Consider the following 17,966-nt stretch of genomic DNA (forward strand, 5'->3'; position numbering starts at 1 on the left):
ATTCGGGGATGTTTGGTCGGGTAAAACATATTTAAGTTCACTTATAGCTAGAAAGTATATAAATAATAAAATATGGTTAGGATTGAAGGAATGTAACTCCGAGCAAGCCTATTATACTATATATGAGATGCTAAGCACTTTAACTTGCGTTGAACCTATGCATTCTCTTGAACAATTTTTCAATAATGTTTGCACTCTAATTAACCGTGATACATTAATTATATTTGATGATATGCCAAGGTTTACATCAAAATTGTGGAACTTTTTCAGCAAATTTATTAATGAATGTAGTAAACATAATATAAAAGTTATCACAACTAGTCCAAATGAGATTCCTTTTAGTATAAAACAAACTTTGGAAGAAAAAGTATTTTCTTGCATAGAGATTCCTAAATTATCAAATAATGAAATACTTGATATATTAAATGCCTATAACGCTCCAGAATACATATTAAATGAAAAGTTATTGGGTTTTATAGCTGCAAAAACACAGAGGCATCCTTCATTAGTATGTGCACTATGTAATTATCTTTCAATCAAGGAGTGGAAATTTAATTTTGATACTTTAGAAGGCATTTTAAATAATAATTATTCAACTAATCTTGAAAGCGAAATACAGAGTCTGGTAATAGAATCTATAAATAGTGTGCATGAGAAAGAGTTGCTATATAGACTCTCTATTATCGATGGGCCATTTACTTTTGATGAGGTAACGTCTGTATGTAATATTGAACCAATAATTGAATTACCTATGGAGAATTTCGAAAATATTAAAAAACTTTGGTTTACACAAGAAAGTGAATTATTTATTATATCTCCCCTTATAAAAAAAATTGCAGAAAAGAATATTACATTAAGTGTAAAACGATCTGTGAACTTAGCAATGGCAACCACTATAATGAAAAGAAAATCTCTTTCGCCACCAGAAATAATGAGAGCAATAATCCATTTTTCAGGGGCAGAAGAATTTAATGACGCTGGTTTAGTATTAATTAGAGTATTAAATGAATTGGATAGGCTTGAAATAAATTCAGATGAGTGGAGTTTTACGAGTTTATGGTATGGTATGGAACTGCCGCCCAAAATGCATATAAAAACAAAACTGTGCTTAAGAGTTTTACAAGTTAAATGTTGCCTACGTATTGGAAAAGATATCAACATTTTATTAGAAGATTTTGATAATCTATTAAAGGATTATAATAATGAATATATAGCAATCTATATGGCTGTGGTGCTTTCATTAAAAAATACACAGAAAGCAAATGAATATTTCCTAAAATCAGTTAATTCTTTGAATGGCTTAAAAATATTAAATAATACTGATAAGGAATTACCTGAAGAGCTAAACTTAGAATCTATTATCTGGATTACTGGATCTTCAATAAATTCAACTGAAGATGTTTTGAATTGGATTAATACTCTTAAACAATTATCTACAAAACAATTAGAAAGTGTATTCAGAGATGAAATAGCTGAACATTCATGTTTCAATGTTATTAATCTTATGTGGCTTCAAGAGCGTAAAAAAGAAAACCCAGACTGGATATTAATATTAGGTTTTCTTAATCAGTTAACTGATTTTGCTTGTGAAAAGAAACTTGAGCTTTTATGGGCATGTACTATCCGAGTAAGAATTATTATTTTAGCAGAGAACCAAGGGAATATAGATGCTGCTATACAATTAGCTGAAGACTCTATAAAAATAGCTTCTGAGAACCCTAATATACAGTTTATTATAAAATCTGTTACTGGGCACCAGCTTATATATGAAAAAAGATACCCCCAAGCCATTAAATGGCTTACTGACGCATTAGCTCAAAATACTGATATATATCCTTATGAAAAAATTAGTACATTCTCAGGACTTAGTGAAGCGTTTATGAGTATTAACAATTGTAATTTTCAAGAATCAATTAAATATTCAAAAGAAGCTGTTGATTTTTCCAAAAAGTCAAAAAATATGCCCGATTATTACCTAGTTAAAGTGTTGGGAGAATATATTATAACATTATGGGAGACAGGTCAAATTGAGGAAGCATTTTGCCCCTTTGAAGAATCAGTTAATATTTTATTATCTAAGGAAAAAGACACAAATGAATGGAAAGAAGTATTTACCATTTTTGGACATGTTTCTGGCTATATAGTTGAATCGTTAAAATACGGCACTCCCCCAGATAAAACAAGAGATGGAGAGCCTTATGCTCCTCCATATAGGAGAATATTTCTTAACAGTCACCCTTTAGTAGTCGAGATGTATAACAAGGAAATGGATTATGTATTAGCTATTCATACTTATTGGTTTGCTGAAAAAATAGGTAAGAATAACGAAGCAAAACATTGGGCAATACGGGCTTATGAAATGGGAATAAAGTCATCGAATCAAATGCTTCTAATATCAGATGGGTTTAATTTAAATATATATTTATTGAATAGTAATAGGTATGAAGATGCATTGAAAATATGTCTTGATTGTACTATTAACTTAGTTAGAAGAAGCAAAAATCAACAAACTGAAAAGAATTTCATTTACGAATCAATTACATATGAACAAGAAGATCTTAGTGACATCAGAGAGGAAACTGAGAAGAGAATGCTTACTTTTTGGGCAATTCCATCTCTAATGAAAATAAGCACTATAAATTTGACTGACCCTATGGCAGCAAAGGAACATGCAAAACAAATTATTGATGTCTGCCTCAAGATTAAAGAGACTGCCAGTCACCAAATTCTTTGGGACAATATATCTAATTTGTTTAACGCCGTATTTATTGAAACAAAGGACTATGATTACTTTATAAATCACTATAATGATATTATTAAATCAGAAGATATATGGATAAAAGTATTCTATTACATTGGTTCTGTGGCACTCTCCAAAAATATCAAAGATATAATAAAAATACAATTGATATGTGCACCAGTAATAGACAATGAGTATAAAATATTTCCTTCTATTTATAGAGCAGTTATTGGGGATTACTTTAAGCTATTTTGGATATATGCATTGAGCAGGTATGAATCAAAGTTTATTGGAGTAATATGGAAAATGAGAATTTTATTAGAAAAGTATAATTATTTATCTGATGATTTAGCTATAAAAAAAATATTAGGAGTAGTATCAAGTAATTTAGATATTGATTTAGATACCAAAATGTGGGATTGGCTTGAAATATAATATCACCACACAGAATGTCCCTTCTGTGTGGTATAATGGTTAAAAATGATTGAACAGGATGATGAAAATGAGTGATTATCTCAAACAAAACACTTCACAGAAGGAAAAGAATGAATTTTGGCCTCAAATTGTTAGAGACAGTATCGAATTTTGGATGGAATATTATTTGCAAATGACAATTATTGGAGTGAGGTCTGAAGGAATAGAAAAGAAGATCCGGATGCATTTGGGGCGTTTTAATAATTACTTCGTTAATATATATGGACATGACAGGATATCCGCTTGTGTAAAAAGGGATGTATTGGAATGGCAAATTTCTATGAAAGAATCCGATCTAGCACATTCAACTATAAACAATCATTTAGCTCACCTGTCAGGCTTTTTTTCTTGGGTAGAAACCAAGTCACCTGGTACTCTCGCTGCCGGTAATCCTTGCAAGGGAGTAAGTGAACTTGGATTACCTCCATTAGAGCCCAGAGCTCTCAGTGAAGAACAGATACGTTCTCTTAAAAATGTTTGTGACAGGCTGGATCGATTCCACCAGCTCAAAGGAAGAAGACATGCGAAGTTTGACACATCCAAAGTTCATAACCTACGTCGGCCTTTGAGGGATCGAGCTATTGTTTTTACACTTTTGTGCACTGGATTACGTCGTGAAGAATTGGTTAAAGTAAACTTATCTCAGGTTAGTCCATGCACTCCTGATGAACTTCGAAACTCAAGAAAAGCAAAAATTGATAGAGTTCAAGGAAAAGGTAAAACTGAAAGGGTAGTATTTCTTTCTAATGATGCAAGGATGGCTCTTGCCGATTATATAGAAAAGGAAAGGATTCATGATACATTAGAGGATTCCACTAAATTATTTTTAAGTGCCAAGGATATACCTGTAAGGAAAGCAGATGGAAGCATGAGTCCTCGCAGTATAAATGATATTCTAAAGCAAATAGGTCAATGGCACGATAGCGAAATGAAAGACCCCTCCAGGAGGATATCTCCATTATGCCCACATGCTTTGCGTCATACATTTGCTTTCCAGTTATCAAAAATAACTGGTGCCGACGCGTATGAATTAGAACGAAGACTTGGACATCGATCGCAAAGATATATACAAAGATATACTAATCCGCCTGAAGATATTGCTGCAGGATATGTGGAGGAACTATAATGAACACTGAAAGAAATGTTAACATTATTGATTTAACTGAAACAGAAAGAAATGAAGCATTAGAATCTTACCGGATAATCAAACCTTTTATTGAAGATAATATTCCTTTAGTGAAAGTTGCGGAAGAATCTTCAAAATCTTATAGAACCCTTCTGCGATGGGTAGATAAATATCGAAAATATGGGTTGTCTGGTTTAGCTACGAAACGGCGGGCTGACTCTGGAAGACACAGAAAAGTAAAGGACGAATTGAAATTATTTATTGAGGGACTTGTATTAACAAAGCCTCAACCAAGTATTGCTGCAATATATCGCAATGTAGTTAGTTTGTCAAAACAAAAAGGTTGGCATACTCCGGGATATAAAACAGTCTATAATATCGTTAAAAATATTGATCCTGCTCTTATTACACTGGCACAAGAGGGCAGCAAGGCCTATAGTAATAAATACGATCTATTATACAAACGGAAATCAACTTATCCAAATGAAATATGGCAAGCAGACCATTCCCTTCTGGATATATGGTTAGTTGATGATAATGGAAAACACAGAAGGCCATGGCTAACAATTATAATGGATGATTATAGTCGTGCCATTGCTGGATATTATCTTACTTTCCAAAACCCCTGTGTTCAAAATACATCTCTTGCTCTTAGGCAAGCAATATGGTATAAATCTGATTCTAAATGGCATGTTTGTGGTATTCCAGATACTTTCTATACAGACCACGGAAGTGATTTTACATCAATACACTTGGAACAAGTAAGTGCAGATATAAAAATGAGGCTTATTTTTTCAATAGCAGGTGTTCCAAGAGGTCGTGGTATCATTGAACGATTCTTTCAAACAGTAAATCAGCTTTTCTTATGTCATTTATCAGGATATATGCCAGAAGGTCAATATCCAGAGAAGCCACCAACTATGAAAATTGGTGAATTAGAAATACTTCTTAAAGAATTTATTATTGAAAACTATAACTATAGAGTTCATAGCGAAACCAAAATGCCGCCACAACAACTTTGGCAGAGAGATAGCTTTATTCCCCAATTGCCTGATTCTTTAGAGAAGCTTGACCTACTATTATTAAATGAAGCAAAACCTAGAAAAGTTCATCCTGACGGGATACATTTCCAGAACTTTAAATACGTTGATCCAAATTTAGCTGCATATGTTGGGGTGAATGTGACAATACGTTATGATCCTAGAGATATTGCTGAAATTAGAGTATTTTACGATAATTCGTTTATTTGCAGGGCTATTAGCCAAGAGATAGCAAACCAAACTATTTCTTTAAAGGATATTATTAGAGCACGAAACAAAAGGAGAAAGCAACTTCAGAGAGAGATTAAAACTAGGAATGAAATCATCGAATTGCTTTTAGACGCAAATAATGAAGAATCCAGAAAGAATTGTATAATTGAGCCTGTTGAGAAGCCGAATGATGTACAATCTCAAATCAAACCAGGAAAGAAATTAAAGAGGTACTTTAATGAATAATCCTGATAAAATACAGTTTCTAATTACAAAAGAATACCGTAAATTTGCTGAATTTTGTAATGCTTGTCGTCAGTATAAATACATTGGGTTGTGTTATGGGTCTCCTGGTGTTGGTAAGACATTATCAGCACAACATTTTTCAATGTGGGATACCATTGAATATTACATTTCAATCTACCATACTGATAAAGAGATAAAATGGGGTGAGGTTGTTAATAAGTATGCTGCCTTCTATACTCCACGAATAGCTCCTTCTATACGTAATTTAGAAAAAGAAATAAATGATACCATTCATTGGTTCAACGTTTTGTTGGAACGCACTAATATGGAATTGAAAATCCTTAACAGGAGTACTGGTACCCATAACAGTAAGATCAAGGAGAAAAAAAGAAACAATAATTTTTGTGAACTTATAATAATTGATGAGGCTGATCGCTTAACTTCAGGGGGACTCGAGGTTGTAAGAGATGTATATGATAGATATAAAATTGGAGTTGTTCTTATAGGAATGCCAGGAATAGAAAAAAAGTTATCAAGATATGCTCAGTTTTATTCAAGAGTAGGATTTGTTCACAATTTTAAATCAATCAATGCTGATGAAATGAGTCACCTATTAAAATACAAATGGAAGGAATTAGGGCTAAGTTTTGACCCAACAGATTTTTCAGATAAAGAAGCAATGAATGACATTTTAAGAATTACAAGAGGTAATTTTCGGTTATTACATCGGTTATTTACTCAAATTGATCGTGTGATGAAAATAAATGTATGTAATTTTATTTCAAAAGAAGTAGTTGAAGCAGCAAGAGAAAATCTTATAATCGGAGACCTTTAAATTGACTAAATTGAAGAGGGGGGCAGCAGCTATTATTTAAAAAACTTTGCAGTGAAAAATATTTTTATTTTGTGGAGTATATGGCTAGTTTTACTATATAATTGATATAGGCATGGATTAAGTAAAATAAGGAGAATATGCTTATGGGAACATTACATAATCTTTATGTTGGATGCGGTGATACAAGTATTATTTTGACGGATTCAAAAACATTTATTATTGATTGTTATAATGTGGAAAACCATGTTAATCTATTACCTCGAAATAAGATTATAACAGCGTTATTTATAACACATCAACATTATGACCATTTTCTTGGTATGAAATACTTAAAAGATAACAAATATTCAATACAATATCTTATTTATTCACCTTATGAAAGACGTCGTGAAGATAATAGCGTCCAATATGAAGAATGGCAAGAGTTTAATAGTCTTGTAAGTCATTTTAAAAAAAATGGCAGTAAAGAATATACGCCTATGCGTCAAAGTTCTTTCGATAAGCCATGGTGGAAAATAGATGGTCTTGGCTTTTGGATGCTGGGACCAGAAAAACATATATCAGAAAGTAGTACAAGAGAATTACATGATGCTTGTTTAGTATTTTGTGTAGATATGGGAAGTAGAAGATGTTGCTTCACTGGTGATGCTTCTGATACTAGTTTAAATTGGATTGCGAATAATACTAAAAATTATTGTAATGATATATTACATGCAAGTCATCATGGTAGCTTAAATGGTGCTGATTTAGATTTTATTAAAAAAGCAAATGCAAAATATACAGTAATTTCCACAGAATCAGGAGTCCATAATTCCGTGCCACATCAAACAGCAATAAAAAGATATAAAGATAATACAAAAGATGTAGTTTACCGCACTGATATTGATGGAAATATAAAATGGCATTTTTAAGAATAATATATCTTGGAAAATAATTCAAATTTCCAGAGGAGGAAAAGGCAGCCTTAAAATTTTGGAGAAAGTATATATTTAGGGTGTATCAAGACTAATCTATTGATACACCCATATAGTTAATCATATTTTGTTGCCAAATTTTTATATTAATAGTACCATCACTTCTAGTCGTGATACAATTTCTTTTTTGGCAACTACCATCACTTCTTTTATATACTTCCCACCCTGTAGCAATCTTTGAATATTTATCAGTAATACTTGTATCTGTTACATGGTCATCCGATATAATTGTGAGATAAGGGGTAAAATAGTTAAATAAATCTGCATAATAACCAGATTCTCTTCCATGATGAGAAGCAACAAAAATATTTGCTCCTTCTATGGCTTTTATAAAAAAATCCTTTTCAAGTAGTTCCTTCCAAGAAGCAGTCTCGTTATCTCCTGGTATTATTACTTTTACTCCAAGATATTCAATAACAACCACAGTGCTATGGTTATTAATATTTGATCGGCCACAGGTATTTGGTACAAACCACTCAAATTTTACACCACCGTTATTTTCAGGCTTTGTAGGATTATCCGCATCATTTACTTCAATACAATATCTTTTTATAATTTCAATATACTTCTCTACTTTTTTACTATCAGAGCTTGGATTTGCTTTTCTTATATCTTCCTCAGTGAGGTGACTTGGTACGACTAAACATTTAGTAAACACCTTATCAAAGTTCAAAATATCATCTATGTGATCAGTATGTGGATGTGTTATAACAAGCTGATCAATAGTCGTTATACAATTATTTTTTAGATATAGAAGCGGACTAAATTCACTTTGTGTATTCTTATGTCTACCTGTTCCTAAGTCAATGACAAAATGCTTATCTTTAGGTGTTTTTATATAAGCCGAACTACCATGTTGTACATCCCAAATAGTTATTTCCAGCATAAATTTGCCCCCTCAATTATGTTGTTTAGGTAAAACAAATCCCATAATAATTTCTTGTTTGAAATAGCGAAAAAATCTATAATATTCATAATAGAAAACTAAAGCTAATAGTAAAATTCCTATACAGTAATATAATTCTGCAAAGCTAAAATACTTAAAGGTAATTATCAATTCACATATAAAGAATGAACTTAATATAAAAGCAATACATCTAGCCATACCATAAAAGGATAGAAATACAAATGCAGTTGAATAAATTAATGGCTCTCTAGATTCAACATAACAAATTACAGATCTAAAATCTCTATCATCATATTGTAAATTAAAAACCTCAGAATATTTCCTTTTAAAGTTTTCAAACATATTATTTGAAAATTGGCTTTTACTCTTCAATCCTCTAGATAAAAATGAGAATTTTAAAAAAATACTTTTTTCAACTATAAGAGAGCTTAATGTAGACAGCACATGCCCAATAAAATATGCAAAAACAGAGATAACTATAATATTTTTGATTTCCATATATGAGTAAACATTTTTCAATATTTTTGTATTATCAAAGGTTCCTTTGAAATGATTAAAACTAACATAACTAAAAAATATAAACAGGATGCCAGGAATAAGATAACCAAATATATCATATAATGTCGCCTTTATATCAGAAATTTTCAATGCAACTCCTCCTTTATCTAAATATTTACATATAAATTATATCTGTTTATTTATAAAAACACAAAGGATTAATAATAAATTATACAAAACTTCCATTTTGATCAATTCTGAATAATAATCCTTGCTTTGTTGCATTCCCTTTGAACTATTATAGGACAGTTAATTGTGCAAAATAAATGACATATAAATATTCAAATAACAATATGAATACTTCAATACTAAAGCAAAATCTGTATCAATATAAGTATCAAAAACAAAGTAAAATAAATTGATAATATTCATGAATTTTGATACAATCACCTTATTAAATATCTGATAAGGTGATTATTTTATGCTCATAGGTTATGCAAGAGTTTCAACACAAGATCAGAATCTTGACTTACAAAAAGATGAACTTATCAAATCTGGCTGTGAAAAAATATTTTATGATATAGCTAGCGGTTCTAAATCAGAAAGAACTGGTTTGAATGATGCAATTGAATACATCCGTGAAGGTGATATTCTTGTTGTATGGAAGATGGACAGGCTTGGACGTTCTTTAAAGCATCTTATTGAAATTGTAGGAGAGCTTGAAAAAGGAAAAATAGGGTTTAAAAGCTTAAGAGAGAACATAGATACAACTTCACCTGGAGGAAGACTTATTTTTCATATTTTTGGAGCACTGGCTGAGTTTGAGAGAGAAATAATCAGAGAAAGAACCAATGCTGGGCTTTCTGCAGCTCGAGCTAGGGGGAAAAAAGGCGGAAGACCTAAAGCTATGGATGATAAAAAAGTATTAATGGCAAGAAGTCTATTTAGTGATAAAAAAAATTCAATTAAAGATATATGTAAGACATTGAACGTATCAAAACCTACATTATATAGATACTTGAAGGTAAAGGACTTTGAAATTGTTTACGATGACTAGAAAAAAGGTAAATTGACTCTGTCAAAGCATTTAAAGAACTGAAATTAAAAAAGACAACGTTTTATAAGTTGGTCAAATTATATGAAAAACAAAGAATTCCTGAGGTTTCGGGAGATTAATTTATGCCGGTTGAGTTTTTAACACATGAACAGGAAGTAAAATATGGAAAATTTAGCGAAGACCCTTCACCTGAACAGTTGGCAAAGTACTTTTGGTTTGATGACAAAGATAAAAATGCTATCTTTAATCATCGCCATGACTATAACAGACTAGGCTTTGCCCTGCAGCTTGGAACTGTGCGGTTTCTGGGGACGTTTCTTTCATCACCAATTAAAGTTCCCGCAAATGTAATTTCATATGTTTCCCAGCAGTTAAAAATCAAGCCCGAAGTAGTATCTTTATATAATTCAGAGAAAAACACTCACAACCACAGAAACGAAATACGTCAAATATATGAATACCATGATTTTACCAGCCAGCCTTTTCACTTTAGATTAATTCGCTGGCTTTATTCAAGGGCATGGATATCTGCAGAACGTCCAAGTGTAATGTTTGACCTTGCAACGGCAAGATGTGTAGAAAGCAAAATTCTTTTACCAGGTGTAACCACCTTGGCTAGGCTGATAGCTCAAGTAAGGGACAGAGCAAGTATACGCCTATGGAGTAAGCTTGGGAAACTTCCCAGCAATGATCAGCTCATCTTGCTCGAAAATCTTCTTGAAACTGAATCTGGCAACAGAAATACACTTTTAGATATATTAAGACAACCACCAACCACAGCCACTCCTAAAGGGTTACTTATTGCCATAGATAGGCTTGAAAGATTGCGTTTATTAGGTGCAATGGAATGGAATTTATCAGGAATACCAGTAGGACGGCTTCGGGTATTGTCAAGATATGCATCTATGGCAAGGGCACAGACTATAGAACGCATGAATTACGAAAGGCGTATAGCTACGCTTGTTTCATTTGCTATTACTTTTACTATTAGTGCTCAGGATGATGTTATTGAGATTATGGAGGCTATTTTTACAAATATTTTTCGGAAGTCTGATAATAAAGGTAAGAAAAACAGAATTAGAACCATTAAAGATTTAGACTCTGCAGCAAGAAGGCTTCGTGAAGTATGCTCTTATTTGCTTGATGAAAGTATTTCCGATAACAACCTGCGGGAAGTCATATTTACAAAATATCCGAAAGACATTTTAAGTTCATCTTTACAAATGATAGATAGATTAACAAAGCCAGCAGATATTTCCGTTGCACATGAAGAACTGTTTCGTAATTATACAAACATAAGAAAAATACTTCCTAGCCTCTTGGAATCATTAGAATTTAAGGCTACACCTTCAGGGCAGCAAGCTTTGCTATCTTGGAATTTTCTTGCTGACAGTGAGAATAAAAAAGGCAAGGCAAAATATGCAGATGCTCCGTTAAGTGGTTTAACATCAACATGGAAAAAACTTGTTTTAAAAAACTCCAATGAAAAAATAAACCCATGTGCTTATACCTTTTGGACTATTGAGCGTATGAACGATGCATTGAAAAGGCACGATATTTATGTTGATAAAAGTGAACTGTATTGCGACCCTAGAGCACAATTACTGCAAGGTGAAGAATGGGAGTCGGTCAAACCCCACGTTTTAAGAACTTTAGACTGGACTTCGTCAGCTGTTGAAGCATTAAAGCCTCTGGCTGATGAACTTGACAGAGCTTATAGAACTACTTCAAGAAGATGGGATACTAATACAGCCGTACGAATTGAAAATGATAGACTTATACTTTCGCCTTTGGATAAACTTGAAGAACCAAAGTCATTAAAAAAACTTAGAAAACAAGTACAATCCCTTCTTCCACATATAGATTTGCCTGAACTAGTTCTTGAACTCAATAGCTGGGTTCCTTTTCTTGATGCCTTTACACATATTAGTGAAAGCAATTCAAGGGTTGATGATTTGCATATAAGTATATGTGCTGTTTTAATAGCACGAGCATGTAATATTGGACTTGAACCAGTTGTTCAGCCCGGAGTCCCTGCACTAGAATATGACAGGCTTACATGGGTGGAGCAGAACTATTTTCGTACAGAAACAATAACACAAGCAAACAACATTTTAGTTGCTTATCATTCCAAATTAGGATTAGCACAAATTCTTGGTTCAGGAGAAGTTGCATCCGCAGATGGATTACGCTTTGTAACTCCAAGTAAGACAATAAACTCAGGACCAAATCCTAAATATTTCGGTGTTGGACGTGGAGTAACATATTATAACTATACAAGCGACCAGTTTACAGGCTTGCATGGAATAGTTATTCCAGGAACTATAAGGGATTCGTTATACCTTCTTGAACTTGTTCTAGAGCAACAAACTGAACTACAGCCAAAAGAGATTATGACCGATACTGCTGGGTATAGTGATATTGTTTTCGGCTTATTTGGTCTTTTAGGCTATCAATTTAGCCCACGATTAGCTGATATAGGCTCATCGAAATTCTGGAGAATAGATTCTAGTGCTGATTACGGTGCTTTGAATGTTATTTCAAAAAATAAAATAAAAACAGATCTTATAATCCGATATTGGGATGACTTTATGAGAATAGCTGGTTCACTCATGCTTGGTACAGTAAACCCTACGCAACTTATTAAGGCATTGCAGCATGGTGGTAAACCAACGATGCTTGGCAGAGCCATCGGAGAATTAGGTCGTATATTTAAAACAAAGCATAATCTCACATATATTGATGATGAAGCATACAGACGTAAAATTCTCACACAGCTAAACCGTGGAGAATCACGTCATAGTCTGGCAAGAGCAGTATGGTATGGGAAAAAGGGGGAATTACACCAAAATTACCGTGAAGGACAAGAGGATCAATTGGGTGCTTTAGGGCTTATAGTAAATGCAATTGTTATTTGGAATACAAGATATATGGAATCGGCTCTTGAAGTCATCCGTGATAGAGGCAATATCCTTGAATATGAAGATATTCCACGATTATCTCCACTAGGATATGAACATATTAATATTGTTGGTAAATATTCATTCAATTTGTCTGAAACAGTAGCAAATGGAAAATTGCGACCACTTATAAATATAGAAGAAATACAACCACAACAGGAGGAATAATTAATGTGAAGAGCAAAACTATTTGGCAACCTACCGAAAATTGCACATATTAATAGAAGAAAAATTTATGTGAAAAAAGAAAAAAATTATAAGGAGGCAATTTAAATGACTTGGGAAAGTGTAAGAAAGGCATATCCAGAACAGTGGGTACTTATTGAAGCAATAAATGCTAAGACCGAAGGTGATAAAAGAATAGTTGAAAATATGGATGTTATAGGAAGTTTTGCAGATGATGGAGACGGTGCTTTTCAAAAATATATTGAATTGCATAAAGTTCACAAAGAAAGAGAGTATTATATCTATCATACCTCAAACGATATCTTAAATATAGGCGTAAAAAAGTGGCTGGGGGTGCGGCTATAATGATAAATATTAGTTCAAAAGATGGATTGATATATGTTGATGCCACCCTGATGCATGGAGACCGCAGCATTACAATAAAAAATGCTTTGGTTGATACTGGATCATCTGCTACAGTAATTTCAAGAGATATTGCTCATAGTTTAGGGATGAGACCTGAACCTACAGATATTATTAATTCAGTCCAAGGAATTGGAGGCTCAGAGTCCGTTGTTGAAAAGAAAATTGATGCCATAAGCCTTGATGATGTTGCTGCAACAAATTTTGATATTCAAGTCGGTGCTATGAATTATGGTATCGATTTAGATGCTATTATAGGACTTGATTTACTGACAGCTTGTAAAGTAGTAATGAATTTAGAAGCTTATACATTAACCGCATTAAAAGAATAAAAAAGTCGTATGTAATGGTGAAATTTAAAATTAACGGCTTTGACTGTAAAATATTTACATGCTTATAGCCGTTTTCTGTTCCATTACTACACAAACCCCATGTTGGCGGTACCCCATATAGGATGTTTTTTGTATAGTTATTTATTTTTAAATAGTGAGTTGAACTTCAGACCCAGCAGCAGCTCATCCGGGATCTAATACCAGGAGCGGCAGTTTAAATTGGCACTCCTGGTATCAGATTGGCTGAAGGTCTCTTTAATAATTATTAATCATTTTTCAAATATTTAATATAAAAAGTAATTGGAGAGATTTATGTGAGATGTATTAGTAAAAAAATACGTAAAAAGTGGTTTAATAAAATAAAGGAGATGTATTCTACCCCGTATAGAGTTGAATTAGATTTTAGTCCTAAAGACAAACAATTTTTGTATAGGCTTACTGATGGAACCTGTTTTTTCCTTAAGACAGGTAAATGTTCATTGGACTTAAACAGATTTGATTTGTTTAAGCACAACTTACTAAAAAAAATCTTTAGAAGATGGTATCGCAATGCAGACTTTACAAAGAAGGTGCACCCTTTGTACTGTAAAAATCTTAGTACCAAGATGTATGAACTGCCAAAAGCTTGCGATGTAATTACATATTACAGACATTCCTGTGGACATTATGATTTTTGTGATGGGCAACATCGGACTTGCATTGCATCTAAGCTGGGAATCAAAATTGATGTTCTTATTGATGATATAGACAAAAGTTGTGATTATTGTAAGGATTGAGGATTTAATAGGGGTTGTAAGCTTACAACCCCAAATATAAAGAAATTTATAGTGATAAAAAGATACTTTTAAAAAGTTATGATAGTATGTGGAAGAATATGCAAGAAAGTTATATGTTCAGTGTGGATGAACAGGGATTTGAAACAATAAATTTTGGTCATGTGTTTCCTGAACAGTGGCTATAAAATATAAATCTTACCGTTGGATGAAATTTAAAAGTGAACAGAAGGAGAGATTGTATGAATATCGATGATATAGTAAAAGATGGATTTATACTGCACGAGGATGATGGCAGAGTAAAAGGGCTATCTATTCTTTCTCTTAGAATAGCTTTAAGGTCTTTTTTTTCAACATATAGTTGTATGAAAGATAACTTTAATATACGTAAATCAAGAAAAGACAGGGATTATATTTATTCTGACTCGTACTATGAAGCTTGTTCTGAGACAATTATCCACTTTCACCATTTCTTTGAGTTGGTGCTAAAGGATTTCTTACGGCAGGATAGTGAATTAATAGTTCTCGATGGATTGGATGATCCAATCATACTGCATAAATTAATTAAGAAAGAACCTATAGAATCAGAATTATCGGATTCACTTAACACTATTGAATTTGGAAGGACATTAACTTATATATGTAATTTGGTTCAGGAGAAACGAATATTTACTGATGGACGTTTAGATTTCCTACTTCAAAGCAAAGATGCCCTTAAAAAACTGAACAAATTAAGAAACAGACTAATGCACAGGGGAAGTTTTATACTCCGGTATGAAGCATTAGATGAATTTATTGGTACATATATACTTCCAATCATAATAGAAATAACTAATCTTAGTGAATTTAAATCATTAGAAAGATATTGGAGATATACTGCCTTAAAATGCAATATTGACCCTTTAATAGAGATTATGAATGAGTTTAAGCAAAAGAACTTTGATTTCGGCAAAATTGCTTACTTGAAAGAACTCGGGAGAGCCGCCTATAATAACCCCTTAGAAAACAAAGGGTTTGGCATCAACTATTTTGAAAGAGGTAACAAAAAACTGCTTAGACGGCTGGAAAAGATAAGAGAACTGGAACAGAAAAATGAAAATGTATCAGAAATTAAAACCTGCCCCATGTGTGGTGAAAGCACCCTGATTATATATGAAGATATTGAAAGTGAGTATGATGTAGTTGACGGGGAACAAGTCTGTACTGATGCATGGAAATACACCTATGAAGCCAAATGCATTTGCTGTACTTTTGAAATTAATAAGAACTATGTAAAAAAACGCAAGTGAGCATGGGCTTAATTTAGAAGATTTTTGGAAAACAGAAGATTTAACTTAGTTGAAAAAGGTTCATGAATTTGCTTCACGCAGCTCATCACAATAATCTCAAAAGTAAAAGTGTTATTTGATTCACCGGGCTTTGGAATGCCAAATACTGAAGTTTCAATACCACTAACAAAACAAGCAGCATTAATTGGTAGGTTTGAAGGTGAGGCTGAGGTAAATTATTTAACTTTAAGCGGATTAGCTGCTTTGAATAGTCGAACTGGAATGTATTCAGAAAGGTTTCTTTATCATCCATATAAAAATTTTATTATGGTAAAACATGATAAAACATTAGGAAAGGAAATGCTAATGATATAATAAAATTTGCTCAAGAAAACAAATAATTTTAACTCTATTTTGGGGTTATAGCCATAAATATGTATCTTAATGAGAAAGATCTTAGGCTTTAGGCGAAGTGGTTGATTCCAAATCAAATATTGAAAAAGATCTACTGAAAAGTAATTCTGAAAACCGCGTATATCAATGCTTTTAAGTTTTAGTTTGGCATAACAAATTCTTCAATAATTAAGAAAATTCTAAAACCTCAAAGACGTTGATTTAAGCCACTTTTAAACTTTACTTTTCAGTACAGAGCACGGATGCTCCCATTAGGCCTAATATTGCAATCTTTTTGTCAGCTATAAATGGAAGTTTATGATATAATTTTTATGAAAGGGGAGAGCTATGTTGAATAATTTCAAATTTAGAGAGCTTACACCTGAAAATTTCTTTGAATATGATAAAAGAGGTTCCAATAAGGAAATAAGTAGGGAACTTGCTATAGAAGCGACAAAATTTTTCTTTGAAGCACAATTATCTGAAAAAGTACCCAAAGATACTCGAGAGTTGTTTGAAGTTGCTAGGGCAGTAATGATATATGGTGTAAATTTTTATCCTTTATATACAGTAGGGGCTGAGCAGTTATTTAGGGTAGCAGAAAACGCATTAAGAATGAAATGTAATCAAACAGGAATTGTACCAAACCAGGGTAAATATATGTTTGCAAATATGTTAGGGGCGTTAGTGGGGAATAGGGTAATAGATAGGGAGCATATCGATATATGGTATTCCTTTAAAAAATTGAGAAATATATTTTCTCATCCTGAGTTTCAACAATTATTTCCACCTGGAGATGTATTGGATTGGATGGATTTAGTTTCGGAGTATATAAATCGTTTATTTGAATAATAAACCAAATATATATCGACTACATCAGACAACGATATCTCTCGGATTCATCCAAAGATTCGAACAGGCTAAAAATAGATGCTCCCATTAGGCCTATTTGCTGGGGCTTAGCTCAAGACGATCCTTATTTATATCAAGATATGCCATATTGTTGCGACATACCCAATTAAGCACTTCTCCTGATGGCTGAGGATTTCGCTTGAATCCTGCAAGGGCTCTTTGATACTCTAAATCTGTTGTCATTGAATTTTTAATTCTAAACATATTATCCTTAAGAACTGTAAGAGCCTCTTCTGATATATCCGATCTGAAGGCTGTCACATTATTATTTTTATTGATCAATAAAATAAAGTAATCTCGGCTTTCTATCATCATATCCAAGACTTTCTGCACCATAGGGTCATTTGGGTTAATCAGCACATTATATACTTTATAATCATAAAACTCAAAAGCAAAGTGAACAACTTCATACAATGAAGTACCAAGCAAAGTATGACCAAACCTAAATCCTTTATTCAATACTTCATGAGGAATGGTATCGTTAAGGCGTAGTGCCAATAAACCTCTCTGCTCATTTCTTTCCTCTATCATGCCAAGAGCACAACAAGGCAACTCAGCCGTTATAAAATCACTCATAAACTGTCTGTTTAAAGCAAGCTTTGGCAGCATGTAATATATATTGCTCAATATATT

16 protein-coding genes are annotated in these 17,966 nt (G+C 32.7%); 13 read left to right on the plus strand and 3 right to left on the minus strand.

Annotated elements, in window-relative coordinates; genetic code table 11:
- Positions 1-82 precede the first annotated feature (82 nt).
- From Bccel_RS14180 to Bccel_RS14200, 5 genes are all read left to right on the plus strand, one after another.
- A complete protein-coding gene (locus tag Bccel_RS14180) occupies positions 83-3,175 on the plus strand; it encodes a tetratricopeptide repeat protein (RefSeq protein WP_160317721.1) in 3,093 nt (1,030 codons plus the stop codon).
- A 67-nt stretch (positions 3,176-3,242) separates the two neighbouring features.
- The gene (locus Bccel_RS14185; RefSeq protein ID WP_050753473.1) at positions 3,243-4,340 is read left to right on the plus strand and encodes a tyrosine-type recombinase/integrase; all 1,098 of its coding nucleotides are present in this window, start codon (positions 3,243-3,245) and stop codon (positions 4,338-4,340) included.
- On the plus strand, positions 4,340-5,836 hold the full coding sequence (locus Bccel_RS14190; RefSeq protein ID WP_036944713.1) for a Mu transposase C-terminal domain-containing protein: 1,497 nt from the start codon (positions 4,340-4,342) through the stop codon (positions 5,834-5,836). Before Bccel_RS14185 ends, Bccel_RS14190 begins: the two co-directional genes overlap by 1 nt.
- A complete protein-coding gene (locus Bccel_RS14195) occupies positions 5,829-6,671 on the plus strand; it encodes an AAA family ATPase (RefSeq protein ID WP_036944711.1) in 843 nt (280 codons plus the stop codon). Before Bccel_RS14190 ends, Bccel_RS14195 begins: the two co-directional genes overlap by 8 nt.
- A gap of 143 nt (positions 6,672-6,814) precedes the next feature.
- The gene (locus Bccel_RS14200; protein ID WP_036944710.1) at positions 6,815-7,582 is read left to right on the plus strand and encodes a ComEC/Rec2 family competence protein; all 768 of its coding nucleotides are present in this window, start codon (positions 6,815-6,817) and stop codon (positions 7,580-7,582) included.
- 94 nt (positions 7,583-7,676) lie between these two features.
- Here the strand turns inward: Bccel_RS14200 and Bccel_RS14205 are convergent, their stop codons facing one another.
- Positions 7,677-8,531, minus strand: coding sequence for a ComEC/Rec2 family competence protein (locus tag Bccel_RS14205; RefSeq protein WP_036944709.1), 855 nt, complete (start codon positions 8,529-8,531; stop codon positions 7,677-7,679).
- 12 nt (positions 8,532-8,543) lie between these two features.
- Positions 8,544-9,200: a hypothetical protein gene (locus Bccel_RS14210; protein ID WP_036944708.1), complete on the minus strand. Its 657-nt coding sequence runs from the start codon at positions 9,198-9,200 to the stop codon at positions 8,544-8,546.
- Between the two features lie 331 nt (positions 9,201-9,531).
- On the opposite strand from Bccel_RS14210, the gene Bccel_RS14215 reads away from it, so the two are divergent.
- From Bccel_RS14215 to Bccel_RS14250, 8 genes are all read left to right on the plus strand, one after another.
- Complete coding sequence (locus Bccel_RS14215) at positions 9,532-10,107, plus strand: recombinase family protein (protein WP_036944706.1); 576 nt, start codon at positions 9,532-9,534, stop codon at positions 10,105-10,107.
- Between the two features lie 122 nt (positions 10,108-10,229).
- Entirely contained in the window at positions 10,230-13,235 is a 3,006-nt protein-coding gene (locus tag Bccel_RS14220) for a Tn3 family transposase (protein WP_036944705.1), read from the plus strand.
- Between the two features lie 105 nt (positions 13,236-13,340).
- Positions 13,341-13,598, plus strand: coding sequence for a hypothetical protein (locus Bccel_RS14225; RefSeq protein ID WP_036944704.1), 258 nt, complete (start codon positions 13,341-13,343; stop codon positions 13,596-13,598).
- Positions 13,598-13,987, plus strand: a complete 390-nt coding sequence (locus Bccel_RS14230; protein WP_050753474.1) for a retropepsin-like aspartic protease — start codon at positions 13,598-13,600, stop codon at positions 13,985-13,987. Before Bccel_RS14225 ends, Bccel_RS14230 begins: the two co-directional genes overlap by 1 nt.
- A gap of 314 nt (positions 13,988-14,301) precedes the next feature.
- Entirely contained in the window at positions 14,302-14,763 is a 462-nt protein-coding gene (locus Bccel_RS14235; protein WP_036944702.1) for a hypothetical protein, read from the plus strand.
- A gap of 239 nt (positions 14,764-15,002) precedes the next feature.
- Positions 15,003-16,049, plus strand: a complete 1,047-nt coding sequence (locus Bccel_RS14240; protein WP_036944701.1) for a hypothetical protein — start codon at positions 15,003-15,005, stop codon at positions 16,047-16,049.
- A 135-nt stretch (positions 16,050-16,184) separates the two neighbouring features.
- Positions 16,185-16,403 carry a hypothetical protein gene (locus Bccel_RS14245; RefSeq protein ID WP_152966021.1) on the plus strand — a complete coding sequence of 73 codons (219 nt, stop codon included), beginning with the start codon at positions 16,185-16,187 and terminating at the stop codon, positions 16,401-16,403.
- A 369-nt stretch (positions 16,404-16,772) separates the two neighbouring features.
- Positions 16,773-17,273: a hypothetical protein gene (locus tag Bccel_RS14250; RefSeq protein ID WP_152966022.1), complete on the plus strand. Its 501-nt coding sequence runs from the start codon at positions 16,773-16,775 to the stop codon at positions 17,271-17,273.
- A 93-nt stretch (positions 17,274-17,366) separates the two neighbouring features.
- On the opposite strand, the gene Bccel_RS14255 is transcribed toward Bccel_RS14250, so the two are convergent.
- Positions 17,367-17,960 (minus strand): hypothetical protein, encoded by a 594-nt coding sequence (locus Bccel_RS14255; protein ID WP_050753475.1) that lies wholly within the window; start codon positions 17,958-17,960, stop codon positions 17,367-17,369.
- Positions 17,961-17,966: the final 6 nt, after the last annotated feature.

Origin of the sequence: Pseudobacteroides cellulosolvens ATCC 35603 = DSM 2933 (genome assembly GCF_001262605.1) — a bacterium.
Classification (GTDB): Bacteria; Bacillota; Clostridia; order Acetivibrionales; family DSM-2933; genus Pseudobacteroides; species Pseudobacteroides cellulosolvens.

What these genes read in the sequence shown, in the direction of transcription:
- Bccel_RS14185 (WP_050753473.1), top strand. Translation starts at nt 3,243, where the DNA reads ATGAGTGATTATCTCAAACAAAACACTTCACAGAAGGAAAAGAATGAA.
- Bccel_RS14190 (WP_036944713.1), top strand. Translation starts at nt 4,340, where the DNA reads ATGAACACTGAAAGAAATGTTAACATTATTGATTTAACTGAAACAGAA.
- Bccel_RS14195 (WP_036944711.1), top strand. Translation starts at nt 5,829, where the DNA reads ATGAATAATCCTGATAAAATACAGTTTCTAATTACAAAAGAATACCGT.
- Bccel_RS14200 (WP_036944710.1), top strand. Translation starts at nt 6,815, where the DNA reads ATGGGAACATTACATAATCTTTATGTTGGATGCGGTGATACAAGTATT.
- Bccel_RS14205 (WP_036944709.1), bottom strand. Translation starts at nt 8,531, where the DNA reads ATGCTGGAAATAACTATTTGGGATGTACAACATGGTAGTTCGGCTTAT.
- Bccel_RS14215 (WP_036944706.1), top strand. Translation starts at nt 9,532, where the DNA reads ATGCTCATAGGTTATGCAAGAGTTTCAACACAAGATCAGAATCTTGAC.
- Bccel_RS14220 (WP_036944705.1), top strand. Translation starts at nt 10,230, where the DNA reads ATGCCGGTTGAGTTTTTAACACATGAACAGGAAGTAAAATATGGAAAA.
- Bccel_RS14225 (WP_036944704.1), top strand. Translation starts at nt 13,341, where the DNA reads ATGACTTGGGAAAGTGTAAGAAAGGCATATCCAGAACAGTGGGTACTT.
- Bccel_RS14230 (WP_050753474.1), top strand. Translation starts at nt 13,598, where the DNA reads ATGATAAATATTAGTTCAAAAGATGGATTGATATATGTTGATGCCACC.
- Bccel_RS14240 (WP_036944701.1), top strand. Translation starts at nt 15,003, where the DNA reads ATGAATATCGATGATATAGTAAAAGATGGATTTATACTGCACGAGGAT.
- Bccel_RS14245 (WP_152966021.1), top strand. Translation starts at nt 16,185, where the DNA reads ATGCCAAATACTGAAGTTTCAATACCACTAACAAAACAAGCAGCATTA.